The 22,641-nt window shown below is 67.5% G+C and carries 24 protein-coding genes; 12 read left to right on the top strand and 12 right to left on the bottom strand.

Annotation, left to right across the window (positions count from 1 at the left end; translation table 11 throughout):
• The 5 genes from QZX62_RS11605 to QZX62_RS11625 form a co-directional block, all read right to left on the bottom strand.
• The coding region (locus QZX62_RS11605; RefSeq protein WP_294174615.1) for a biopolymer transporter ExbD at positions 1–275 on the bottom strand (275 nt) is incomplete at its 3' end.
• Between the two features lie 66 nt (positions 276–341).
• The gene (locus QZX62_RS11610; protein WP_294174617.1) at positions 342–1,196 is read right to left on the bottom strand and encodes a MotA/TolQ/ExbB proton channel family protein; all 855 of its coding nucleotides are present in this window, start codon (positions 1,194–1,196) and stop codon (positions 342–344) included.
• A 54-nt stretch (positions 1,197–1,250) separates the two neighbouring features.
• A complete protein-coding gene (locus QZX62_RS11615; protein ID WP_294174619.1) occupies positions 1,251–1,937 on the bottom strand; it encodes an energy transducer TonB in 687 nt (228 codons plus the stop codon).
• Between the two features lie 204 nt (positions 1,938–2,141).
• Positions 2,142–2,567: a dihydroneopterin aldolase gene (locus QZX62_RS11620; protein ID WP_294174620.1), complete on the bottom strand. Its 426-nt coding sequence runs from the start codon at positions 2,565–2,567 to the stop codon at positions 2,142–2,144.
• Entirely contained in the window at positions 2,564–3,280 is a 717-nt protein-coding gene (locus tag QZX62_RS11625; RefSeq protein WP_294174622.1) for an SDR family oxidoreductase, read from the bottom strand. The genes QZX62_RS11620 and QZX62_RS11625 overlap by 4 nt, the downstream gene beginning before the upstream one ends.
• 57 nt (positions 3,281–3,337) lie before the next feature.
• Between QZX62_RS11625 and QZX62_RS11630 the strand changes: the two genes are divergently transcribed.
• From QZX62_RS11630 to QZX62_RS11640, 3 genes are read left to right on the top strand one after another with little or no spacing between them, the layout of a single operon-like run.
• Positions 3,338–3,892, top strand: a complete 555-nt coding sequence (locus tag QZX62_RS11630) for a DUF1285 domain-containing protein (RefSeq protein ID WP_294174624.1) — start codon at positions 3,338–3,340, stop codon at positions 3,890–3,892.
• Positions 3,889–4,488, top strand: a complete 600-nt coding sequence (locus QZX62_RS11635; protein WP_294174626.1) for a CoA pyrophosphatase — start codon at positions 3,889–3,891, stop codon at positions 4,486–4,488. The genes QZX62_RS11630 and QZX62_RS11635 overlap by 4 nt, the downstream gene beginning before the upstream one ends.
• Positions 4,485–5,660, top strand: a complete 1,176-nt coding sequence (locus QZX62_RS11640) for a CCA tRNA nucleotidyltransferase (protein WP_294174650.1) — start codon at positions 4,485–4,487, stop codon at positions 5,658–5,660. Before QZX62_RS11635 ends, QZX62_RS11640 begins: the two co-directional genes overlap by 4 nt.
• A 117-nt stretch (positions 5,661–5,777) precedes the next feature.
• Here QZX62_RS11640 and QZX62_RS11645 read toward each other — a convergent pair whose 3' ends face one another.
• Both QZX62_RS11645 and QZX62_RS11650 read right to left on the bottom strand, forming a co-directional pair.
• Positions 5,778–7,118, bottom strand: a complete 1,341-nt coding sequence (locus tag QZX62_RS11645; protein WP_294174628.1) for a L,D-transpeptidase family protein — start codon at positions 7,116–7,118, stop codon at positions 5,778–5,780.
• Positions 7,119–7,251: 133 nt separating this feature from the next.
• Positions 7,252–8,865, bottom strand: coding sequence for an EAL domain-containing protein (locus QZX62_RS11650; RefSeq protein ID WP_294174630.1), 1,614 nt, complete (start codon positions 8,863–8,865; stop codon positions 7,252–7,254).
• A 292-nt stretch (positions 8,866–9,157) separates the two neighbouring features.
• Here QZX62_RS11650 and QZX62_RS11655 point away from each other — a divergent pair, with 292 nt between their 5' ends.
• Positions 9,158–10,447, top strand: a complete 1,290-nt coding sequence (locus QZX62_RS11655; protein WP_294174632.1) for a L,D-transpeptidase family protein — start codon at positions 9,158–9,160, stop codon at positions 10,445–10,447.
• On the opposite strand, the gene QZX62_RS11660 is transcribed toward QZX62_RS11655, so the two are convergent.
• The 3 genes from QZX62_RS11660 to QZX62_RS11670 form a co-directional block, all read right to left on the bottom strand.
• On the bottom strand, positions 10,444–12,144 hold the full coding sequence (locus QZX62_RS11660) for a methyl-accepting chemotaxis protein (protein WP_294174634.1): 1,701 nt from the start codon (positions 12,142–12,144) through the stop codon (positions 10,444–10,446). The two genes, QZX62_RS11655 and QZX62_RS11660, sit on opposite strands and share 4 nt — an antisense overlap.
• A 79-nt stretch (positions 12,145–12,223) precedes the next feature.
• The gene (locus tag QZX62_RS11665) at positions 12,224–12,601 is read right to left on the bottom strand and encodes a hypothetical protein (RefSeq protein WP_294174636.1); all 378 of its coding nucleotides are present in this window, start codon (positions 12,599–12,601) and stop codon (positions 12,224–12,226) included.
• 21 nt (positions 12,602–12,622) lie between these two features.
• Positions 12,623–13,159 (bottom strand): hypothetical protein, encoded by a 537-nt coding sequence (locus tag QZX62_RS11670; protein ID WP_294174638.1) that lies wholly within the window; start codon positions 13,157–13,159, stop codon positions 12,623–12,625.
• A 93-nt stretch (positions 13,160–13,252) separates the two neighbouring features.
• Between QZX62_RS11670 and QZX62_RS11675 the strand changes: the two genes are divergently transcribed.
• Complete coding sequence (locus QZX62_RS11675; RefSeq protein WP_294174640.1) at positions 13,253–13,483, top strand: type II toxin-antitoxin system HicB family antitoxin; 231 nt, start codon at positions 13,253–13,255, stop codon at positions 13,481–13,483.
• Positions 13,484–13,680: 197 nt separating this feature from the next.
• On the opposite strand, the gene QZX62_RS11680 is transcribed toward QZX62_RS11675, so the two are convergent.
• A complete protein-coding gene (locus QZX62_RS11680; protein WP_294174641.1) occupies positions 13,681–14,880 on the bottom strand; it encodes an alpha/beta hydrolase in 1,200 nt (399 codons plus the stop codon).
• Between the two features lie 114 nt (positions 14,881–14,994).
• Between QZX62_RS11680 and QZX62_RS11685 the strand changes: the two genes are divergently transcribed.
• From QZX62_RS11685 to QZX62_RS11700, 4 genes are all read left to right on the top strand, one after another.
• Entirely contained in the window at positions 14,995–15,534 is a 540-nt protein-coding gene (locus QZX62_RS11685) for a DUF4142 domain-containing protein (RefSeq protein ID WP_294174642.1), read from the top strand.
• Between the two features lie 476 nt (positions 15,535–16,010).
• Positions 16,011–18,242 carry a DNA topoisomerase IV subunit A gene (gene parC, locus QZX62_RS11690; protein ID WP_294174643.1) on the top strand — a complete coding sequence of 744 codons (2,232 nt, stop codon included), beginning with the start codon at positions 16,011–16,013 and terminating at the stop codon, positions 18,240–18,242.
• Between the two features lie 58 nt (positions 18,243–18,300).
• Positions 18,301–19,254 (top strand): DUF4349 domain-containing protein, encoded by a 954-nt coding sequence (locus QZX62_RS11695; RefSeq protein ID WP_294174644.1) that lies wholly within the window; start codon positions 18,301–18,303, stop codon positions 19,252–19,254.
• Positions 19,255–19,442: 188 nt separating this feature from the next.
• The gene (locus QZX62_RS11700) at positions 19,443–19,892 is read left to right on the top strand and encodes a nuclear transport factor 2 family protein (RefSeq protein ID WP_294174645.1); all 450 of its coding nucleotides are present in this window, start codon (positions 19,443–19,445) and stop codon (positions 19,890–19,892) included.
• A gap of 6 nt (positions 19,893–19,898) precedes the next feature.
• Here the strand turns inward: QZX62_RS11700 and QZX62_RS11705 are convergent, their stop codons facing one another.
• Complete coding sequence (locus tag QZX62_RS11705) at positions 19,899–20,846, bottom strand: LysR substrate-binding domain-containing protein (protein WP_294174646.1); 948 nt, start codon at positions 20,844–20,846, stop codon at positions 19,899–19,901.
• Positions 20,847–21,003: 157 nt separating this feature from the next.
• Between QZX62_RS11705 and QZX62_RS11710 the strand changes: the two genes are divergently transcribed.
• The 3 genes from QZX62_RS11710 to QZX62_RS11905 form a co-directional block, all read left to right on the top strand.
• On the top strand, positions 21,004–21,171 hold the full coding sequence (locus QZX62_RS11710) for a hypothetical protein (protein ID WP_294174647.1): 168 nt from the start codon (positions 21,004–21,006) through the stop codon (positions 21,169–21,171).
• A 24-nt stretch (positions 21,172–21,195) separates the two neighbouring features.
• A complete protein-coding gene (locus tag QZX62_RS11715; RefSeq protein WP_294174648.1) occupies positions 21,196–21,375 on the top strand; it encodes a hypothetical protein in 180 nt (59 codons plus the stop codon).
• Between the two features lie 697 nt (positions 21,376–22,072).
• On the top strand, positions 22,073–22,641 hold a 569-nt coding region (locus QZX62_RS11905; RefSeq protein ID WP_366926203.1), incomplete at its 3' end, for a LysR family transcriptional regulator.

Below are 22,641 nucleotides of genomic sequence, written 5' to 3' on the forward strand. Positions count from 1 at the left end.
TCGAGCAACTCTTCGGAATTCACCCGCTGCATGCCCCAATAGACTTCGCAGCTGTTATCGGGCCCGGCGCGAACCGTCAGGTCGACGTTCTCCGGCTTGGTTTCACGCACTTCCGAGAGGGTCTGCGGAAGGGCAATGGGAACGGTCTCCACCACCACCGGGATCGCGATCAGGAAGATGATCAGCAGCACCAGCATCACGTCCACGAGCGGGGTGGTGTTGATGTCCGACATGGGGACGTCGTCGCCGTCTTCCTTGCCTACATTCATTGCCATGAAGTTACGGCCTTTTCGTCAGTTTGAGTGGTGGCCGGCCCCGTGCCGGCCTCCGAGCATCCCCAGTTAGCGGCGGTCGACGGTGGTGGTGCCGGTGCCACTAGCCTGCTGACCGGTCGAAGTCTGGCCTGCAGTCAGCGGCTGGGTTCCAGCCGGGGTCGGCGCGGTGCCCGAGCGGGTCTGCGCACCGCGGGCGACCGAGGACGAACCCGCGTTGGCGGCGCCCGAGGCGGCGAGCGACGGCTTCACCCGGCCTTCAGACATGATGTAGCCGTGCAGGTCATTCGTGAAGGCTGCGAGATCCTCCATGATCGACTTGTTGCGGCGGATCAGCCAGTTGTAGGCGAGCACGGCCGGCACGGCGACGACCAGGCCCAGCGCGGTCATGATCAGCGCCTCACCAACCGGGCCGGCGACGGTGGAGATCGAGGCCTGACCGGACGCGCCGATCTTGATGAGCGCGCGGTAAATGCCGACCACGGTACCGAACAGGCCGATGAACGGCGCGGTCGAACCCACGGTGGCGAGGAACGCCAGGCCTTCGCCGAGACGGGCGCCGATGCCGCCCTGCGAACGGGCCAGCGAGTTCGCCATCCAGTCGTGCTGGTCGATGGGGTTGGTCAGCTTGCTGTGCTGGTCCTGAGCCAGCAACGCGTCGTCGACGATCGCCCGGTAGGCGCTCTTCTGGTCAAGCTTGGACGCTGCATCCTTGAGGTTGGGTGCATTCCAGAAGCTCGACCGGACCTTGCGGCCCTGGGCGATAATCTTCTGCTGCTCGAACAGCTTGGTGAACAGGATGTAGAAGGAGAAGACCGACATCGCCACGAGGATGATGAAGGTCGCCCAAGAGATCACGCCGCCTTCGTTGAGGGCGGCCATCAGGCCATACGGGCTTTCGCCGGCGGGTGCGGGAGCTGCCATAGTTTCGTCTTTCCTTGTCAGAAGCTTGCTTGGTTCAGGCTGTGATTCGAACTGCTATTCCAATCGCCAGGTGATACGCTGCCGAAGGGTACCTGTCGTCGGGTTGCCATTGCTGTCTTGGGCCGGCGTGAACCGCGCCCGTGACGTCAAGGCCCGGCATGTCGCGTTGTCAAGCGCACGAGATCCGCTCGACGACGCTACCGAACAGCCGCTGATCCGCCCGTTGGTGCCGACCTGCAGAGCCACGGTGACCGTACCCTGCTCCTCATTGTCCAAGGCGCTTTGCGGGTAGTCATCGCTACGAATCAACCCCTGCAGGTTACCCACGGCGCTCTTGGGCTCCGAACGTACCACGGGTGGCGGCGGCGGCGGCGGCGGCGCCGGCGGCGGCGGCGGCCGCAGCACCTGCGGCGCCGGGATCGGGTTGATCACCCGCGGTGGCGCGTCGGGCACCGACTGGATCTGCGGGGTCTGCACGTTGCTCCGCACCATGGGCGGCGGCGCCACGGGCGGCGGCTCCGTTTGCGGCAGCGGCTCGTCGGGCGGAGGCGGCGGCTCCTCGGGCGGGGGCGGTGGCTCCTCCTCGACGTCGAAGGTCTTAAGGTCCTCGGCCGCTTGCTTGATCACGTTGTAGGCGAGTCCGGTCACCAGCGCGTAGCCGAGCAGCACGTGCAGGAGCGCAACGATGACGATGGCCACCGTTCGGTTCGAACTCATCTGCCTTCGATTGGCGTAAGACATCCTGCCGCAATTCTCCTTAAGCGGGCATCCGACGAGCCTCACTCCCACAGGCGGCGTTGTGGCGCCGCTCGGAGAGTGAGGCCTGACGACGTACTAACGTATCATCGGCAGGCCGGCGCGCTTCCTTAATAAAGCCTCAATGGCGGCGCAACGATATTGTTCCACCTCCGCAAGCGCTGGTCACCAAGACTCGCGCCGACCCGTTCAGGGGGCGTTGCCGGTGAAGGAGGCAAGTTCCACCCCGACCCCTCTCGCTTCCCGGTAGACGTCGGGTTTGGAGCTCGTGACCCGAAGGGCTCGAACCCCGTGCCGACCGGCGATCCAACCGTAGATTTCCGCCACCAACGTTTCTTGGAGGTTGTAGCGGCGGGCCCTCGCAAGGCGCTCGATCTCCTGCTTGAGATGGTCGTAGTTCCACGCGTCGGCGGCCGCATCTCCGGCGGGCGGATCGAGCTCGTCGAGCCAGACTTCCACGCTGATCAGCAGCCGCTGCAGCGTCCCGATTTCGAACGGATGGAAGCCGATGTCCGTCATCACCTCCAGGGAATCAAGGTGGATCCGGACGGATCGAACGGCGAGCGAGTCGGGCACCATGCCCGATAATCGGGGAACAAAGGTTACGTCGGTCATGGTAGGTCCAGATATTGCACATCGCGCGGCAGGGACTGGAAGCGCTGACCGGCATCGAGGGTGAGCACCTCACCGGTGAGTGCCAGGGAGTCCAGCAGAAAGCGCAAGGCCGTGACGACATCGTCGGGCGTGACTCCGCGTCCAAGCGGATTATGGGCATGGGCCGCGGCGAAATTGTCCGCCGACTGCCCGGCCGATTGCAGCATCAACGCCGGCGCGATGCCGTTCACCCGGATGCCCTGCCCGGCCAAGGCGCGCGCGGACAGCTCCGTTAGGCTGGCCAGCGCGGCTTTGGACAGGGTGTAGCTGAGGAAATCAGGGTTGGGAGCGGCGAGCTTGGCATCAAGGATGTTGACGATCAGCCGGTCGCCCGGCTCGCCTCCCACCGCCGCGGCGAAGGCGGCGGTGAGCAGCGTGGGCGCGCGAACGTTGACGGCCATGTGGGCGTCGAACTCGGCAACGGAAAAGGCGTGAAGATCGTCATGAGCAAAGCGCGCCGCATTGTTGACGAGCAGGTTGGGTCGAGCCGGACAGGCGGCGTGCAGCGCGTCGGCGCAGGAGGGGTCGGCAAGATCGGCGATCGCGCGAACGGCGCCGGTCGGCACCTCGTCCTCGATTGATCGAACATGCGCAACGACCGTCCACCCATCGCCGAGCAATGCTTCAACGATCGTCCGGCCGACCCGCTTGCCGCCGCCGGTGACAATGGCCACGCCCGGTTTCATCCGCCCTCATTGCGTCCGGCGAGCGCTGATGACAATGGAGCCCGCATGCCCTCAAGCCAAGACCCGATCCGGATCGCCGGCCACAGCCTGGCCGAGATCGCCCGCTTGGCGGCGGAGCGGCGGCTGCCTCCGGTGGCGAGCTGGAACCCGCCGCATTGCGGTCATTCGGACATGCGGATCGCGCGCGACGGCAGCTGGTATCACCAGGGTGAGCCCATTCAGCGGGAAGCCATGGTGCGGCTGTTTTCAACCATTCTGCGCCGCGAGTCCGACGGCAGTCATGTGCTGGTCACCCCAGCCGAGAAGCTGACGATCGATGTGGAACTCGCTCCTTTTGTGGCCACCGCCATGACTAGCGAGGGCTCCGGCCATCAGCGGCGGATCGCCTTTGAGCTCAACAACGGCGATCCCGTGCTGCTCGGACCCGGCCACCCGCTGCGGTTGGAGGGCGAAATCCCGCTTTTGGGAGTGCGGGACGGCCTCCAAGCCAGCCTGGCCCGCCCGGTCTACTATGAGCTGGCCGAGCTTGCGCTGGATGAGGGCGGCGACCCGCCCGGCGTGTGGAGCGACGGCTGCTTCTTTCCGCTTCAATCGGCATGACGCTCCCTGACCAGCTCCGGGCGTCGCTGGACCTGCCGCCGCCGTCCGGATTGCTCGCTGGCGACGTCGCCGAGGGTGGGCCCGAACAGCTGCGCGAAGCCGCCGTTCTGGTAGCCATCACCCGTCGCGCGGAGCCAGGCGTGTTGCTGACAGTCCGGCGGGAGCACCTGCGGACGCATGCCGGGCAGGTCGCATTCCCCGGCGGCAGGATCGACGCCGACGACCCGAGCACCACCGCGGCCGCCTTGCGCGAAGCTGAAGAGGAGATCGGCCTGCCCCCACAGCTAGTGGAGCTGTGGGGCACGGCCGATCCCTATCGGACAATCACCGGCTACCGCGTCACGCCCGTGCTCGGCTCCGTGCCGCCGGACCTCCCCCTGACGCCTCACGAAAGCGAAGTCGCGGATCTGTTCGAAGCGCCCCTCGCCTTTCTGCTCGACCCCGTCAATCAGCGGGCAGTGGAGGTCGAATACCGCGGGCGCATGCGGCCTTATTATCAGATCGATTGGCAGGGCCGCCGCGTCTGGGGCGTCACCGCGGCGATGCTGGTGAACCTGACCCGGCGGCTGCATGCCAGCGAGGCGGCATGGACCTGAGTTCGCTCCATGAGCTCGCAGAGAAGAACGGCGTTCCCTTGCTCCTCGCCGCGCTGGGCCCGGGCACCAGCCGCTTCGTCGGCGGCGCGGTGCGGGACACGCTGCTCGGCCTGCCGGTGCAGGACCTGGACCTCGCCACTACCCTGTCGCCCTATGAGGTAATGCGCCGCTGCGGGGCGGCCGGGATCAGGACGGTGCCGACCGGCATCGCTCATGGCACGGTCACCGCCGTCAGCGCCGGACAAACGGTCGAGATCACCACCCTGCGGGCCGACGTGGCAACCGACGGGCGCTGGGCCGAGGTCGCGTTCACCGACGATTGGCGCGCGGACGCCGAACGGCGCGACTTCACCATGAATGCGCTGTACTTCGATCCGCCCTCGGGCGAGCTGTTCGACTTCTTCGGCGGGCGCGAGGACCTGACGGCCGGGAAGGTCCGGTTCATCGGCGATCCGCTCCGCCGCATCGCGGAAGACCATCTGCGCATCTTACGCTTTTTCCGCTTTCACGCGCGGTTCGGCGGCGGCGAGCTCGACCGCAGCGGCTTGGCTGCGTGCATCGCCCGAGCCAACGATCTCATGGCCTTGTCGCGCGAGCGCATCGCGGACGAGTTGCTGAAGCTGCTCGCCCTGCCCGACCCGGGGGCAACGGTGACAGTCATGGTCGGGGAAGACGTGCTCCGTCCGGTGCTGCCGGAGATCGCCCCAGCCGCTCTCCCACGGCTGAACCGGCTGATCGAGGCCGAGCGGCAGGCCGCCGTTCCTCCCGCTGGTCTGCGCCGCCTGTCCGCGTTGCTGCCGCCCGAGCCGCTGTTGGCCGAGAAGGTGGCCGCCCGGCTCAAATTGTCCAACAAGGCGCGCAAGCGGCTGGCCATCGCCGCCGACCAGGACCTGGACGGCAGCCCGCGCGCGCTCGCTTACTGGATCGGGCCGGAGGGTGCGGCCGACCGGCTGCTACTGGCCGGGCGTATCGAGGATTCTGCCGGCGTGGCGAAGTGGACGCCGCCCAAGCTGCCGATCGCCGGCGGAGCCCTGATCAAGCGCGGCCTCGCGCCCGGGCCGACCGTCGCCCGCACGTTGCAGGCAATTGAAGGGCGCTGGGTTGCGGAAGGTTTTCCCAACGGAGAGCGGCTCGAGACGATCGTCGCGGATGCGCTTGCGGGCGGGCTCTGAGCATCGAGCTTGGGTGAACGCGGCTTTCGGCGTCGTTCACCCGTGATCCGGCTTCTCCGGTGGCTTAAGCTCCCGCCTTTCGCAGCCGCTCGTCCCGGCCGCTATCTAGCTTGACGCTTAAAGTCCCGGCCGCACGGCCTGAGTTGACGCCGCAACCTGCCGGTCCGGCCGCCCGTCCCAGCCGTAATAATCGGTCAGGTAGGTCAGCTTGCCGCCTTCCGGCTGCACGGTCAGGTAGGTCACGTACACCGGCACGCCCTGGGGCAGCTTGACGTGCAGCTCGGGTTGCGGCGTCGGCGGGACAGGCTCGGCCTGCAGCAGCCAGCGGCCGAGGCGCTTGGCGTCTTCCAGCCGAATGCAGCCGTTCGACAAGGTCCGCACGTTCTTGGCAAAGTATTCCTTTTGCGGCGTGTCGTGGAGGTAGATGTCTTCCGAGTTGCGGAAGTTGAACTTCATGCGGCCCATGGAATTGGTTGCCCCGGGCAGCTGGCGCACGCGGATTTGCTTGCCTCCCGAAGCCACCGCAGCCCAGTCGACCGACGAGGCCGGCACCACCGTGGCATTCTCCGTCCAGTCGGACATGACCTCGAAGCCCTGGCTCTTGAGGTAGGTCTCGCCGCTCTTCAGCGCCTTTGGTCCCACGTTCTTGAGAATGAGGTTGCCCGGCACGTTCCAATACGGGTTGAACGTCGTATAGAAGATCATGCTGGCGATCATCGGCGTTGGCGATTCCTGCTTGCCGACCACCACCTTCATGCTGTCGACCGGCTGCCCGTTCTCATACATGGTGAGCCGGGCGTTGGCCGCGTTGACCAGGATATAGCGACCGCCCGCCGGAAGCACTCGCGCCCGCTCCAGATTGGCCAGCAGCCTGGCGTCGGCGCCCGCCGCCGGGTTGGCCTGGAACCCGGCCCAGGCCGCGTCGCGCAACTGGGCGTAAGTGGCGTTAGGCGATGCCACCTTGTCGAGATGCTGCGCCAGGCTGGGCGCAGCCGCCGCGGTCAGCAGGATCTGGTCGGGACGAGAACCCTGCGGCGCCAACTGCGGGTAGCCGAACAGCATGCCGGCGGGCGCCTTCTTGAGCAGCTGCACATAGGCAACCCACGCGTTGCTGGCGAGCAGCTCGGCCGCACGAATATCAACGGGCGCGTTGCTGGTGGCCGCGCGCACCGTAGCCGCTTCCACCTGGGCAGCCAGCTGCGGCCCAATGGCCAAGCCTTCGACCTGGGCCCGCCGAAGCAGGCCCGGGAGTTTGGCGGCGGCTGCGCGGCTGTCCGCGTTGCGGAACCAGATCGGCGCGTCGCCGCGGTGGAAGTAGTAAGCCTCGACGGGATCAGCCGGCACGACCCGGACCGGAGCCGGCGCGGGCGGCGGGGCGGCAGGTCGCCTGCGCGCCTCGGCCGCAGCGGGAACGGCTAGGGCCGACAGCATGGTCGCGGCGAGAATAAGCTGCTTCACTTGCACAACCCCGTGTAGAGATCAGAGGACAGACTATCTAGGAGTCCCGCCCTGTCCGGCAAGTGAACCATTGCGGTGCCGGCAGTTAGGCGGGTGGCGTGGCTCTGAGGCCACGCTTGCGCCACCTCCCCGCTTAGCGATCGTTGCGGCGCCGCTCCTCGAAGAACGTCAGCGCCTGGTCCGCGGCGAGCGGCTGAGCGAAGAAAAATCCCTGGCCCGTGTCGCAGCCAAGCGCCGCAAGCGTTGCCGCCAGCTCGGGGGTTTCGATGCCTTCCGCCGTGGTGCTCATGCTTAGTGCCTCGGCCAAGCTAAGCACGGCGCGGACGATGGCCACGCTGTCTGGATCCACCAGCATCGCCGACACGAAGCTGCGATCGATCTTGAGCACGTCGATCGGCAGCCGCTGCAGGTAGGCGAGGCTGGAGTAGCCGGTGCCGAAATCGTCCATGGCAAGCGTCGCGCCAAGCCCCTTCAGCGCATCGAACACCCGGGTCGCACGACCGGGGTCCTGGACGATCGAACTCTCCGTGAGTTCGAGGCACAGCCGGGCGCCGTCGAGCCCGCTGTGACGAAGCGCGCTATCCGCGGCCGCAGCGACATCATCGCGGGCGACCTGGATGGCCGATAGGTTCACAGCGAAGTACAGCGGCAGGGCGGCGCCTGCCCGGCGATCCCATTGCGCGAGGGTCTGCGTAGCGGAGTGCACCGCCCACTGGCCAAGCGCCAGGATCAGCCCGCTCTCTTCCGCCACCGGAATGAACTCGTTCGGGCTGATCTCTCCGCGCTCCCCGTGGTGCCAGCGCGCGAGGGCTTCGAAGCCTGCCACCTGACCCGTCTGAAGATCGATCAGCGGTTGGTAAGCGAGCTGCAGCTGATCGCGGTCGAGGGCGCGGCGCAGCTCGGTCTCGATGGAAAAGCGGCGGCGCGCGGCGCAAGCCTGTTCCGGCTGGTAAATCTGTGGCTGCCGGACAAGCTTGGCTTGCTTGCAGGCGATCTGAGCGTTGCGGAAAAGCTCCTCCGGCTCTAGGCTGGCGGGCATCTGCGCAACCCCGATCGCGCATTCCACGCGCACCTCAAGCTCGCTCAGGCGGAACGGCGCGGCGAGGACTTCGCCGATCCGTTCGGCGGTGCGCATGGCATCGCCAATGCCGTTCCTGAGCGAGACGATCACCCCGAACTCGTTTCCGCCCGTGCGGGCGAGCCGGTCCCCGGCACGCAGGGCCGAGATCAGGCGGCGGGCAAAGGTGATCAACAGCTCGTCGCCTGCAAGGCTGCCCAAGCTTTCGTTGATGCGGGAGAAGCGGAGCAGGTCGACGATCAGCACGGCATGGCCGCCCCGCCCATCCCCCTTGTCCGCGCCGGCGGCGTCGATCATCTCGGTGAAGGCCAGTCGATTGGGCAGGCCGGTCAGGCTGTCGCGCAGCATCTCGGCCCGCAGGTTGCGTTCCGCCTGAACTTCCACCGTTCGGTCCGTTACGGTCACCAGACAGCGCTGAGTGCCGCAGTTCAGCGGTGGAAGCTGCGTCAAGTGCAGCCGATAGTAATGCGCCTCGAACCCTTCCCCGTCGCCGATGTCGAGCTCCGGTGCGGCCCTGCCCCGAAACCAGTCATGGAGATGCATCGCGACTTGGCCCGCGTGAAGGCAAGTGTCGCCCAAATGGCTGAACTGACCCACGGTGGAGCGCTCAACAGTTCGCTCGAACTCGGCATTGTGAGCGGCCAGGTACAGGGAATCGTGCTTCCTCAAGGCGATGATCGCCGCCGGGAGGGGCAGCGCAGCTAGCAGCGCATAGTCATCTGGCAGACGCGGAGGCGGAGGCGCGGCCGCCGAGTATGACGCGGGTGAGGCGGCGGCGGAGGCCATGCAGTGCCTATGCCCCACGAGCGTTAATGGTCCGTTGCCGACACCGCCCCGGCCAACCGGTCGGCGAATGCGTCGGTTCGGATACCGTTCAGGCGCATGGTGGTCTAAGGTCAAGCACACGGGGGACAGGTTAAACTTGAAAATGCATGCAGCGCGCACTCTTCTGCTAGCCTTTGTGGCTGCCGCCCTGCCTGGCACGGCAGTTGCCGCGGATCGGCTGAAGGACGACCCGTACACGCTGCCGGAAGGCGGCCAAAAAGGGCTGGACATGGTCATGGTGGATGCCGCCGCCATGCCGCAGGAACCGGAGCTTGCCCGCGACGACCTGCCCGTCTTGCCCGAGGAGGAATGGAGCGGAGCGCCCGTCGACCTGCTAAAGCCGGTCCACCACCTGTACACTGACCTGCGACGGGCTCTCGTCCGCTACCAGATGGAATGGGGCGGACTTCCGGTTGTACGAATCCCGGAGTCCGGTTCGGTGCTCGCCTCCGGCTCGGCTGACCGCCGCGTCCCCCTGCTCCGCAAGCGGCTGGGGCTCGGCGATCCGGACCCGCTTGCGCCGTCGGCCTTCGATGGGCAGCTCGAGGCCAAGCTGCGCGCCTACCAGGTCGCGCACGGACTCCCGGCGGATGGCAAGGCCGGCGCTGCGACCATCCGCAGCCTAAATCTCGGACCCAAGCATTATGAAGCGCTGGCCGTGATCAACATGGAGCGGGCCCGCCGCCTGCCGCCGCCGGGTGGGCCGAACAGCCGCAAGTACATCCTCGTCGATGCCGCGGCGGCGAAGCTCACCATGTACGAGGACGGGCGCCCGGTCGACAGCATGAAGGCGATCGTCGGTACCGACAAGTCGCCTACCCCGATGATGGCGGCGTTGATGCGCTATGCCAACGTCAACCCCTACTGGAACGTCCCGCCCGACCTGGTCGCCAAGACCATCGCTCCGCGCGTAGTGGCGGAGGGGGCGCAATATCTCGGCGACCGCCGCTACGAGGTGCTCGACACTTGGGAAAACGATGCCAAGGTCATCGACCCGACCACCGTCGACTGGAAGGCGGTCGCGGCAGGCAAGAAGGAATTGCGGGTACGCCAGCTCCCCGGCGGAACCAATTCCATGGGCGAAGTCAAGTTCATGCTGCCCAACCACTACGGCATCTACCTCCACGACACGCCGGGCAAGGACCTGTTCGCCAAGGACGAACGGCACCTCAGCAACGGTTGCATCCGGCTGGAGGATGCGCGGCGGCTCGCCCGCTGGGTGTTCGGCGAGGTGCCGACCGCGTCCAGCCCGGATGCCGAGCAGCGGGTCGATCTCAAGGAGCCGATCCCGGTCTACATCACCTACATGACCGCGGGGCTGAGCGGCAGCCAGCTGGCGTTCCGCGGCGATGCCTACGGGCGCGACCGGGCGCTGCTCGCCAGGTTCGATCCGCTTGGGCCCAGCACCAAGGTCACCGCCCGCTAGGCTGCGCTACGGATCTGCGTGATCAGGTTCATGACTTCGCGCTTCAAGTCGCCAGCGTGCGCGTCAAGGGTGACCGCGGCATGGCCGACCGTCTTGGCTACCATTTCGGTGGCGGACGCCTGACGCTCCACGCCGCCCATGCTGTGGCGCAGCGCCTCCGTGCTGGTCACCGTTCGTTGCATGCTGTGATTGATCTCGTCGGTGGCCTTGCTCTGCTGCTCGACCGCCGTTGAGATGGAGGTGGTGGCAAGCTCGACCTCGCCCACCGCGTCCTCGACTTCCCGCACGGCACCGGCGACTTGGGTCGCCGTCCGCAGCACGGAGCCGATCTGAGCGCCGATCTCGCTGGTCGATGCGGTGGTCTGCTCGGCCAGGCTCCTGATCTCCGAGGCGACCACAGCGAAGCCGGCACCGCTCGCCCCTGCCCGCGCCGCCTCGATGGTCGCGTTGAGCGCCAGGAGATTGGTGCGCTGCGCGACGTCGTTGATCAGGCCGGAGACATGCGCAATCCGCGCAGTGGCCCCTTCCAGTTCGGTCATCTGCTCGGCCACCGCCGTGGCCCGCTGGGCCATGGTCCGGGCGGCGGACGCACTACTCTCCGATTGCTCCGAGATCTCGGCAATCGACATGGCAAGCTCATCGGCGGCGGAGCCGACGATCGCCACATTGCCGGCAGCTTCCTCTGTGGCGTTCACTGCCGCGCCCACGTCGGACTTGGTGCCGAGCGCGCTCTGCTTCATCTCGTCCGCCGCCCTGCCCAACGCTTCGCTGGCCGAGGCGACCTGCGCCACCACCTTGAGCACGCGCTGCTCGAGCTGGTCGGCCATCGCCTGCCGCACCTGGCGTTCCGTGGCGGCGGCGTTGTCGCGCTTGGCGGTCTGATCCTGGAACTCCTGAGTCGCCCTTTGTTTGTCAATCTCGGCCACCTGCGCCGCAGCCACCGCTTCTTTGTAGCGAGCGAGCCCTTTCGCCAGCGCACCGATCTCGTCCCCGCGATCGGTGCCTTCCACCACGGCGTGAAGCTCGCCAGCCGTCAGCATGTGGAGCGAGCGGGTCAGACTTCCGATCGGAAGCACGATATCGCGCCGCAGCATGCCGGTGACCCAGGCAGCCGAGCCGAGCCCCGCGGCCAGGCTGAGAACCAAGGACAGGGTCCATGCCGCCGACCAGCGCGCCACGCTTGCCTGGTCTTCCTTCATGGCCGCTTCCAGCTGATCGCTGGTGGCCTCCATGACGCCTTCGAGCCGCTCTAAATCTCTCAGGAAGCGCGGCAGCTCGCGCCGGGCGGACGGATAATCGTTGCCGGCCAGCTCCACCATCCTGGCGGCATGCCGGGTGTAAGCGTCCAGCGGCTCGCCGACCTTGGCCAACGCAGCCTGCGCCGCGTCGCCCAGCGGCAGGGCGCGGTTGCCCTCGACCACCCGGCGGAACCAGAGGCCATGCTCCGCCAAATCCTCCTGCGTCCGGGTGAGCGCCCGGCGGTCGCCCGTCGCCGCGGCGTACAGGGCCGAGAGCACATCGGCCCGCAAGGCATCGTGCATCATGTCCGCTTCGACGTGGTTGCGGAGCGCCGTCGCGGCCACCAGCGTCTGCTCCTGAGCGCTCGACAGCTTGCGCGAGGCGGTGAAGCCGAACAGGGCGGTGAGCACGGAAACGGTCAGCAGGACCGCGCAAATGGTCCAGATACGCCGGGACATGGACATGATGGGCAAGCTGCTCCCTGGGAAAGACCCAGCCTAAAGGGCGATTGGTAAAGAAGGCGTTGGCGATAGCGGCTTAGCCGCCCGCCGCCGCTTCCCCTTCCGCCTCCTCGTCCAGCTCGGCGCGGAGTTCGGCGAAGAAGGCGGCGCGCTCCCCTTCCTGCTCGGCGAGCGCGTCGTCCTCGCTGCCGTAGTAACGGTCGAGCAGCTGCGCTTCCTCCTCCGTGCACTCACGCCCGTCGAGCAGGTCCACCCCGTCCCGGTCGCCGCCGGGCCAGGCATGGATGGTCCGCCATTCCCCACTTTCCGGATAGCGCCACACCTGTTCGGGCTCGGGTGCCCCAAGTTGACTCGGTTGACTGTCGTTCGCGGGTGGCGGTGGGGCGAGCAGCTCCCCGGCAGCCGCGTCGTCGCCGTCACCGACCAGGTCGAGGAAGCGGTCCCACTCGGCCATGGCGCGGACGTGCGCCCCGCCCTAGGCGGCCGAGCGGTCGCAGCGGCGGTCGAGCCGGGCGAGCACCGCCATCGCCAGGCGACCGTCGTGCCGGTGGCGCTCGGCCACGACCTCGCCGTTGCGGGTGATGGTCTCGGTGCTGCCGGCGAGCGCGCGCTCGAGCACGCTGTCGGCGAGCGCATCCCGGGCGAGCTCCGCGGCGGCGTTCCAGCCGGCGGCGAACACCGGATCGCGGGCGCGGAGGGCATAAGCGCTCTGCTTGCTGAGATCGACGCATTCGCAGGCGTGACTGACCTTGCCGGTGTCGGCGAGGATGTCGAGGAAGAGCCTGCGGTTGAACGGCGTCCAGCCGCCCATCCGGGTAGCCCGGTTCTCCCCCAGCTCACGCGAAAGGCGTTCGAGCTCGTGCATATGATGGCGCATCTGCCCGCGGCGGACATCGTCGGGAGCGGGCTCGGGCGGCGGCCGCTCGGGCTCAGGCGCGGCGGAGCGGAGCCAGGCGGCGGGGGCGCTGTGGGGTGAGGCGCACGGGCGGGTGGCGGGTGCGGGCGGGCTCATGCTGGTAATGTCCATGCGCGTGACGCTAACCTTTTTGGTTAGCTGTAGGACAGAGTTTTGTTTGCGTACGGTTTGAGGGAAAGAGGCAGAGCGATGAACGCCCAATCCTATGACGTCCATGTAAGGCCGCTTAGCGCAGAGCTGGGTGGTGGGTTCGTGGCGATCGTACCCGATCTGCCGGGCTGCAAATCGGATGGCGACACGCCCGAGGAAGCCTTGGCCAACGCCTATGATGCGATTGAATGCTGGATAGAGGCGGCCGAGGGAATGGGCCGCCCGGTACCGGCGCCTTCCGTGGGTGACGCACTAGCTTTCGCGCACTGACTTCATTGCCCCGCACGCGCCGCAACTTGCAAAGAAGCACGCGCCCTCCGCGTGAACCTCATCGACAGCTTTCCAAGCGATCAAGCGCCGCCTGCGCTGCTCCAAGTGCGGCGCGAAGCGGGCGAACTTCGAGGTGATCCGGAGGCGTGCGGCGGGATCAGCGGCGCTGCGTCCGCTATCGCCCGACGCCCACCCTGTCAGCCCCGTTCGCCGGACCGCGGATTTTCGGGTGGCGGCGGAGTTGGGATGCTGGATGGATCGGTCCCCGCCGGAACGCCGTCCCCGGCTGGAGCCGCACCGCCGCCAAGGGCTGTCCGAAGTCGGCCGCCGGCATAGGCCTGGGCCTCACGCGCATCGGCGATCACGGCGTCGGCGCCGAAGAACTCGTGGGTCGCGCCGGCGAACTCGCGCCGTTCGACTTCAACGCCAGCCGCCTGCAGGCGCTGTGCCAGCAACTCGCCTTCGGAGCGCAGCGGGTCGACCTGTGCGGCGACAATGGTCACCGGCGGAAGGCCCTGAAGGTTCGCACCGACGAGATTGATTCGCGGGTCCATCAGGTCGGCCGGGGTTCGGGGCACGTAGCGGAAGAACCACGCCATCGTCGCTCGGCTGAGCGGCAGGGCATTGCCGCTGTCCTGGTAGGACGGCGTATTGAGGTCGCTGCCGGCGATCGGATAAACGGACAGGATGTGCCGCGGCGCCGGGAGCTGCGCGTCGCGGGCAGCGATCGCGGTCGCCACTGCGAGGTTGCCGCCCGCGCTCTCGCCGGCAAAGGCGATCCGCTGCGGGTCGCCGCCCAGCCGTGCTGCGTTCTGCAGCAGCCAGCGGTAGGAGGCGAGCGCGTCCTGGTGCTGCGCCGGAAAGGGAGCCTCCGGCGCCTTGCGGTAGTTGACGGAGATCACCATCGCCCCGGTGTTGCGGGCGAGCCCACGCGCTCCACCGGCATAAATCGCCGGGTTGGCCAGCACCCAGCCGCCGCCGTGAAAGTAGAGGATCACCGGCAGCGGACCGCTGACGCCCGTCGGCCGGATCAGCAGCGCTTGGAGGTTGCCGGCGGCGCCGCGGACGGTGATGTTGCGCTCGGTAGTGCCCGGCGGCGGGGTGGTCGGCCGGCCCTGCGCCCGCAGCACGGCGTTGACCCCGTCGGTGAAGGTCGGCTGGCGCCGGGCCTCGGCCGGGCTGAGCGTATGGTACGGGCGGATGTTGAGCGTGCGGGTGAGCGCATCGAGCACCGCCTGGTTGTCGGCGTCGACCGGAGCGCCGCTGCCCGGAATGCCGGGCTGGCCCTGCGGCGCCGGAGCTGCGGGCGGCACCTGGGCGAACGCCACTCCGCCCACGCCCAGCGAGAGCGCTGTCGCCAGCCCAAGAACCATTCGCTTGTTAACCGCCTTGACCATGGTGACGCCTCGCTTCGCACGTGAACGAAATTCGAACATTGCGGGGAACGACAGGCGCAACAGGCGGGTTCCATTGGCACGAAATCGCCATTCCGATCCGAGGAGACCGCCCCCGTGACCCCCACCCGCACCCTGCTCAGCGCCGCTGCCCTTGCCACCGCGGGCCTGGCCGTCCCGGCCGCGGCGACCCTCCCCACCCCGCCGCAGGCCGCCGCCACCCGTGAGGCTCAGGCCTATCTGTTCCATGCCGGTGCCGGCGATGTGTTCGAGATTACCAGCAGCACCCTGGCCGTTCTGAAGAGCCAGAACCCGCAGGTCCGCGCTTTTGCGACCACGCTGATCGACCACCATAGCCAGACCACCAACCAGACGCTGGCCGCGGCGCGCGCAGGTGGCGTCATGCCGCCGCCGCCTGAGCTCAGCCCCATGCAGAAGAGCATGATCGCCCAACTCCACGCCGCCGCGCCCGGCGCCGCGTTCGACCGGCTCTACCTGCAGCAGCAGGTTCCTGCGCACGAGCAGGCGCTGCAGATCAACAGCGGCTACGCGCAGGGTGGCGACAACCCCGCCCTGCGAGCCAACGCGCAGGCCGCGGTGCCGGTCGTCACCGCCCACCTGGAGCAGGCGCGGCAGCTGAACGGGCCAGTGCGGTAAGCGATCGATGAAGTTCGCGCTCACGCCGAGTTGGTCCGGCTGACGGACGGCTCGGCGATGCTGCACGCCAGCCGTCACGCATGCAGCCTGCCCACCCGCCTCCACCACCCTCGAGACGCCTTTCGACGCTCGTTGCGGGCGTCGCGTCTACCCGCCATCTTCGCGCCACACGCTAGCGGGACGAAGCCACAATTGAGCGCAAGATGTCGCCTGCTGCCGAGGCTAGCAGGGCGTTATGATTGCCGCCTACCAGCGCGAGCGGCGGGACATTCGGCCGCCGCCGAAGCGCCTCATCAGATACCCAATACCGATGCCGAACAGAAGTCGCCGTAACATGAGCCTTCTCCTTCGAGGGGCATAGCGAGCGGGTAAGGCTGCGGTTCCTTCGTCCGGCGCGGTGGCTCGGCGGGCGGCTCGCCCCAACCACGGCGTGAGATGTGGATTGGATCGGCCGCGGTGCATGCTAGACGACACGCATGCCCACTGCCGACGACCCCGCCTCCACCACCATCGACACGCCGTTCGACGCCGCGCTGTCCGAGCGTTACCTCGTCTATGCGCTGTCGACCATCACCGCGCGCTCGCTGCCGGATGTGCGCGATGGATTGAAGCCGGTGCATCGGCGGCTGCTGTGGGCCATGCGGTTGCTTCGGCTCGATCCCACCGGCTCGTACAAGAAGAGCGCCCGCGTCGTCGGGGACGTGATCGGCAAATATCATCCGCACGGGGACGCGTCGGTTTACGATGCGATGGTGCGGCTCGCGCAGGGGTTTGCGCTGCGCTACCCGCTGGTCGACGGCCAGGGGAACTTCGGCAACATCGACGGGGATAACGCGGCCGCCTACCGCTACACCGAGGCGCGGCTGACGGCGGTGGCGACGCAGCTGATGGCCGGGCTCGACGAGGGCACGGTCAGCTTCAAGCCCACCTACAATGGCGAGGAAGAGGAGCCGGAGGTGTTCCCCGGCCTGTTCCCCAACCTGCTCGCCAATGGGGCGAGCGGGATCGCGGTGGGCATGGCGACGAGCATCCCGCCGCATAATTTGTGCGAGCTGATCGCGGCCGCGAGCCACCTGATCGAGCATCCGCAGGCCGAGACGCGCGACCTGATGGAGCATGTGTCGGGACCGGACTTCCCGACGGGCGGGGTGATCGTCGACGCCAAGGAGGCCATCACGCTGGCCTACGAGACCGGGCGCGGGAGCTTTCGGGTGCGGGCGTCGGTGTCGGTCGAAAAGGAGAAGGGCGGCGGCTGGCACCTGCTGGTCAGCGAGATCCCGTACGGGGTGCAGAAGGGCAAGCTGATCGAGGACATCGCGGAGCTGATCGCGAACAAGAAGCTGCCGATCCTGGAGGACGTGCGCGACGAAAGCGCGGAGGACATTCGCGTGGTGCTGGAGCCGCGGAGCCGGACGGTCGACCCGCAGCTGCTGCTGGAGAGCCTATACCGGCTGACCGACCTGGAGATCCGCTTTCCGTTGAACCTGAACGTGCTGGATGCGAGCCGGACGCCGGGGGTGATGAGCCTCAAGCAGGCGCTGACCGCATGGCTGGCGTTCCAGATCGAGGTCATGCTGAACCGGTCGCGGACGCGGATCGGCAAGATCGACGACCGGCTGGAGCTGCTCGACGGCTTCCTAGTGGCGTTCCTGAACCTCGACCGGGTGATCGAGATCATCCGCACGGAGGACGAGCCCAAGGCGGTGATGATCGCGGAGTTCAGCCTCACCGAGCGGCAGGCGGAGGCGATCCTCAACATGCGGCTGCGGTCGTTGCGGCGGCTCGAGGAGATGGAGATCGGGCGCGAGCGCAAGGCGCTGGCCAAGGAGCGCGAGGAGCTGGTCAAGCTGGTCGAAAGCCCGCTGCGGCAGCGCAACCGGCTCAAGAAGGAGCTGGCAGCAGTCAAGGAGAAGTTCGGCGATCCGCGGCGGACGCGGGTCGAGGAAGGGCCGGCCGCGCGGGCGGAGATCGACTGGTCGGCGATGATCGAGCGCGAGCCGATCACCGTGATCCTGTCCCAGCGCGGCTGGATCAGGGCGACCAAGGGGCAAGCGGCGTTGGATGACGCGGAGACGCTGAAGTTTCGCGAAGGCGATGCGCTGCAGACGATCTTCCACGCGCAGACCACCGACAAGCTGCTGCTCGTCGGCGAGAATGGGCGGGTGTACACGCTGGGCGGCGACAAGCTGCCGGGCGGGCGCGGCTTTGGGGAGCCGGTGCGGCTGTCAATCGACCTTGCGGGCGAGGTCGAGATCGTCTCGCTGTTCGTGGTGCGGCCGGAGATGAAGCTGCTGGTCGCGAGCACGGACGGGCGCGGGTTCATCACCTCGGGTGAGGCGGTGCTGGCGGAGACGCGCAAGGGCAAGCAGCTGCTCAACCTGCGCGAGGGCGCGAAGCTGAAGGTGCTGCGGCCGGTGCCGGAGGGCGCGGATGCGGTGGCGGTGATGGGCGAGAACCGCAAGATGCTGCTGTTTGCCTTGAGCGAGCTGCCGGAGATGGGTCGCGGCTCGGGCGTGCAGCTCCAGCGCTATCGCGATGGCGGGCTGGCGGACGTAACGGTGCTGAAGATGAGCGACGGGCTCAGCTGGAGCATGGGGGGCGAGAGTGGGCGGACGCGGACGGAGGCGGACCTGACGCCGTGGCGCGCGATCCGCGGCGCGAGCGGGCGGATGGCGCCGCTCGGCTTCCCGCGGAGCAACCGGTTCTGAGCGGGTACTTGCCAGGCTAATGTGATAGTGTAACCTCCGGCGAAAACGGGAGGAAAGTATGCGTCGCTTCTGTTTGTTGGCCGCCACGGCGGTGCTGGTTGCCGGCTGCTCGCAGCGCCAGGAGCCGCGGCAGCAGGCTGAGGACCTGCGGACCTTTGACGTGCAGTCGGCGCCGCCCGCCTCCCCTGCCGCGCCGCCACCGCCGCCCGTGTCGACGAGCACCGAGCAGGTCGCTGACGGGTCCGGCCCGAACATCAACGTGTCGGCCGCGCCGGGCGTGGCGTTCAACTACCGCTATGCCTACCGCCTGCGCGATGCGCGGATCCAGGCGGCGCAGGAAGCGCATGCGGAGATGTGCGAGCGGCTGACGATCACCCGCTGCCGGATCACGGGGATGCGCTACACGGTGAGCGGCCAGGACGACGTCCGCGCCAGCCTGGAGGTGAAGCTCGACCCGCGGATCGCGCGGGGGTTCGGCAAGCAGGCTACAAAGGTGATCACCGATGCTGAGGGCATGCTGGTCGACCAGGAGATCAGCGGCACCGACGTGAACCCCGCCATCAGTCAGGCAAACCGCGGGCGGGCCGAGCTGACCGACGAGCTGGAGCGGGTCAACCGCGAGCTCGCGCGGCCGGGACTGAGCAACGTCATCCGCGATCGGCTGCTGTCCGAAGCACAGGCGCTGCGGGCGCAGATCCGGGCGCTGGGCGAGCAGCGGCAGTCGGCGGAAGACAGCCTGGCGACCACGCCCATGGCGTTCTTCTATGGCTCGGGCGAGGCGATCCCCGGCTTCGACGACGGCCCGTCGCTCCGGGACTCGTTCCGCGAGGCCGGAGCGGTGCTGGTGCGATCGCTGGGAACGTTGATCGTGACCCTGGCCACCCTGCTGCCATGGCTGCTGCTGATCGGGTTGGGGTGGCTGCTGCTGCGGCGGCTGGGGCTGTTCCGCTGGAGCCAGGCGCGGGGCTATCCGCCAAGTGCGACGACCGAGGCGCCGCCGGCCGAAGGCTGATGACAGCCGATCTGCGGCTTGCCCGACTTCGCGGTGGCGGCGGTTTTCGGCCGCCCGAAATCGTGCCGAAATCGCGAAGGCGACAAGCGTCATGTGCAAGGCGTGCCGGAATAGGCTAATCTGTCCGCTTACGGCATCGTCGGGAGCAAGCCATGTGGACGTCGACCTGCACGTTGCTCGGAGCCCTCATGCTTGCGAGCGCGCCGCCGACCTCCTGGCGGGCGGCCAACCCGGAAGTTGAAGCGGCCGCCCGCACGCCGCGCATCGCCGCCGCCCTCGCGGCGGCTGACCGGATGGATCGGGCGATCCTTGCCCGCGACGCGGACGCATTTTCCGAGGTGTTCGCCGACGATGCGGTGGTGAACAATCCGTTCAACCGCATCGCGCGCAAGAAGGATGCCGAGCGCAATCTCACGACCGGCCTCATCGACTACAGCTCGCTCGAGCGCTCGATCGAATATGCGGCAACCCGGGGCGAGCATGATGTCGTGCTGATGGGCGAGGAGGTGCTGACCCCCGTCCGCAAGGCGAAGTTCGCGGGCGAGAAAATCCGCCGGCGGACGACCGAGGTCTGGACCGATGCGAGCGGGGAATGGAAGCTCGCCATCCGCCAGGCCACGATCTACCGGACCAAGTAGCGCGGGCTAGCGGGAAGCACCGGCGGGTGCGACCGGACTCCCGGCGGCTGGGACCTGATCCCCGGCGAGCTCGGCCAGCAGCCATTCGCGGAAGCGCTTCACCTTGGGGAGGTTGCGGCGCTCGGGCGGGTAGACCAGCCAGTAGGCGAAGCCGCGGGTTGAAAGCTGGGCGAACGGCTGAACCAACCGGCCTGCGACCAGGTCATGCTCCCAGAAGTCGGGCGTCAGCAGCACGAAGCCCTGCCCGCCCATCGCCGCGAAGCCTTCGTTGGCCTGGCTGTCGAGGCGCAGGCCGCCCGAGCGGCGTGGGCGATTCTCGAACGGCACGCCAGCGTCCTTGAACCACACGTCCCACCAGACGTCGTCGGGCGTGATCATCGGCTGCGCGGGCAGGTCGGCGGGCTCGACGGGACGGCCGAGCGCGCGCTCGACCTCGGCCAGGAAGGTCGGCGAGGCCATGGGCGTGAAGGTGATGGGGATGAGCAGGTGCGATTCGAGCCCCTCCCAGCTGCCGTCGCCCGAGCGGATCGCTACGTCCGCCTCGCCGCCGCGCAGGTCGACCATGTCGTTGCTGGGCGACATGCGCACCGCCAGGTCCGGATGCGCCAGCTGGAAGCTGCCGAGCCGCCACGCCAGCCAGGCGTTGGCAAAGGTGAAGGTGGTGGTGACGGTCAGCAGCGCCTCGTCCTCGGCGCGGGTGACGGCAAAGGCGGCCTCGATCGTGTCGAACGCCTGGGTCAGCGAGGGTAGCAGCCGGGACCCAAGCGGGGTCAGCTTGGCCCGCCCCTTCTCGCGCACAAACAGCGCGGCACCGACCCGGTCCTCCAAAGCCTTGATCTGATAGGACACTGCGGCCTGGGTCATGCCCAGCTCGGCGGCGGCGAGGGTGAAGTTCTCGTGCCGGGCGGCGGCCTCGAACACCCGGACCGCGGACAAGGGCGGAAGCTTGCGCATCTACTCACCTCATAACTCCAGCTTATGGATGATGTCGAGCGTTCGATTGGCGTAACGACCATCGGGAGACTAGATGATCCTCAGCGCCGGCAGTGGGAACTCCCTCCCCAGCACGCACCGCTGCCGGCGCCACATCGACAGGGAAAGGATCATCGTCATGGCTTATGGCGTAAGCCCCCGCTTGTACCTTGAAAACGGGCCAGCAATCGAAGCGGCGAAGGCGCAGGCCCGCTCCAGCGCGAGCAGCTACCAGAGCATATGGGAAGCGCTCGACGCCAAGCAGCGGCTGGCCGTCATCGACCGCCAGCTGCGCACCGCCGCCTGAACCAACATGGAAGGAGTAAGCACCATGCGCGACGAACTCTACGACCGCGACTACCAGTTGGGCCGGGCCGAACTCCACGACGGCGTCGACCGGCTGCTCGCCCGCCTGGCCGACGGGCTGCGCGTCACCTTCGAGGCCATCCACCGGGTGGAGTGGTCGGCGCCGTGGAAGGAGCGGAGCAGGGACCGCACGGGGGTGGCGTAAGCGGAGCGAGGCCGAGCGACGGGTCGGTGCGAGGTCGGCCGATCCGGACGTCCGCTTGCGACCTATTGCGGACATTCCGCTTTCGAGCATTGCGCGCAGTCAGCAGCGCGAGCTGGGCAACTGCCCAATGCATCTTTACTCGTTGTTTGCCGCTCTTCGCCAGCTTAACACAAATGTACAAGCGGGCTGGCGCATCACTCCGCTGGCTACCTCTGCGGATTAGCTGTCCCTTGTTGTCCGCCAACTCGTAGCGGACAACAGCGAGCATCTCGAACGCTTGTAGGGAGGCTTACTTCGGAAGCTGTGCGAGTTGAGGCTCCGCGGACGGCAGCGGCTCCGCCTTCTGCGCAGTGGCGGTCGCTTGGGTCGCTGCTTGATGCTGAGCACGGACCTGTGCACGGCACTCACGAGCAAGCCGCTTGCCGACCATATCTAGGTTCGAAACGGCGCATAGTGCTTCCATGCGGTCGTTGATCGGCTGGACTGGCGGCGCTGCGTGGGCGGTGCCAGCAAGCAGCGCCACGGAGATCATTGCAGATGTAGATTTGGTCATTGTCATCTCCATTCTCTTGGAAATGACACCCGGTGTCGGCAATCCATGTACCGGCAAACGGCCAGAACGCTGAGCATTGTTTTCGGTGCACCGTTCAGCGAAAATGCATAACGCTGGATTAACGAAGTCGGTTATACTGGGAAGATGAAGCGGGAGCCGCACTGGAGCGACTGGCGTGCGTTTCTCGCCCTTTCCAGGAGCGGGAGCACGTTAGCCGCATCCCGGCTCATGAAAGTCAGCCAGACCACGGTCGCGCGACGTGCATCGGCTCTGGAAGAAGCGCTTGGCCTTTTGTTGTTCGAGCGGCGCAGCGATGGCTGCACCTTAACGGAAGCGGGCAAGTCCCTGGTACCCAAGGCTGAGACGATCGAAGCTTTAGTCAGGGCAGCGCACGAGGAGGCTAGCTCCCTTGCTAGAGTAACGCGTGGCACTGTTAGGTTCACGGTCAGCGAAGTCTTCGCCGACGCGATGCTGACACCGACCCTGCCCGAGTTCCATCAGCGTTACTCAGGCATAAGAATAGAAGTCGATACTTGCGATGAGTTCCGCGATCTGGCTGCCGGCCAAGCCGACGTGGCCCTGCGCAGCACTTGGCCCTTCAATAATCCAGGCCTCGTCGGCCGACGGCTCCCGGCCGTGCTCGTCGCGGAACATGTCGAGCCGCTCGTCGATGACCGTGTTGAGGAACATCGCCAGGATCGTCGGCGCCGGGC

It is taken from the genome of uncultured Sphingomonas sp. (genome assembly GCF_902806265.1).
GTDB lineage: Bacteria > Pseudomonadota > Alphaproteobacteria > Sphingomonadales > Sphingomonadaceae > Sphingomicrobium.

Bases quoted from the DNA above. Each gene is read 5' to 3' on its own strand.
- QZX62_RS11610 (WP_294174617.1), bottom strand. From the start codon at position 1,196: ATGGCAGCTCCCGCACCCGCCGGCGAAAGCCCGTATGGCCTGATGGCC.
- QZX62_RS11615 (WP_294174619.1), bottom strand. From the start codon at position 1,937: ATGTCTTACGCCAATCGAAGGCAGATGAGTTCGAACCGAACGGTGGCC.
- QZX62_RS11620 (WP_294174620.1), bottom strand. From the start codon at position 2,567: ATGACCGACGTAACCTTTGTTCCCCGATTATCGGGCATGGTGCCCGAC.
- QZX62_RS11630 (WP_294174624.1), top strand. From the start codon at position 3,338: ATGCCCTCAAGCCAAGACCCGATCCGGATCGCCGGCCACAGCCTGGCC.
- QZX62_RS11635 (WP_294174626.1), top strand. From the start codon at position 3,889: ATGACGCTCCCTGACCAGCTCCGGGCGTCGCTGGACCTGCCGCCGCCG.
- QZX62_RS11660 (WP_294174634.1), bottom strand. From the start codon at position 12,144: ATGTCCCGGCGTATCTGGACCATTTGCGCGGTCCTGCTGACCGTTTCC.
- QZX62_RS11665 (WP_294174636.1), bottom strand. From the start codon at position 12,601: ATGGCCGAGTGGGACCGCTTCCTCGACCTGGTCGGTGACGGCGACGAC.
- QZX62_RS11670 (WP_294174638.1), bottom strand. From the start codon at position 13,159: ATGAGCCCGCCCGCACCCGCCACCCGCCCGTGCGCCTCACCCCACAGC.
- QZX62_RS11675 (WP_294174640.1), top strand. From the start codon at position 13,253: ATGAACGCCCAATCCTATGACGTCCATGTAAGGCCGCTTAGCGCAGAG.
- QZX62_RS11680 (WP_294174641.1), bottom strand. From the start codon at position 14,880: ATGGTCAAGGCGGTTAACAAGCGAATGGTTCTTGGGCTGGCGACAGCG.
- parC (WP_294174643.1), top strand. From the start codon at position 16,011: ATGCCCACTGCCGACGACCCCGCCTCCACCACCATCGACACGCCGTTC.
- QZX62_RS11695 (WP_294174644.1), top strand. From the start codon at position 18,301: ATGCGTCGCTTCTGTTTGTTGGCCGCCACGGCGGTGCTGGTTGCCGGC.
- QZX62_RS11700 (WP_294174645.1), top strand. From the start codon at position 19,443: ATGCTTGCGAGCGCGCCGCCGACCTCCTGGCGGGCGGCCAACCCGGAA.
- QZX62_RS11705 (WP_294174646.1), bottom strand. From the start codon at position 20,846: ATGCGCAAGCTTCCGCCCTTGTCCGCGGTCCGGGTGTTCGAGGCCGCC.
- QZX62_RS11710 (WP_294174647.1), top strand. From the start codon at position 21,004: ATGGCTTATGGCGTAAGCCCCCGCTTGTACCTTGAAAACGGGCCAGCA.
- QZX62_RS11715 (WP_294174648.1), top strand. From the start codon at position 21,196: ATGCGCGACGAACTCTACGACCGCGACTACCAGTTGGGCCGGGCCGAA.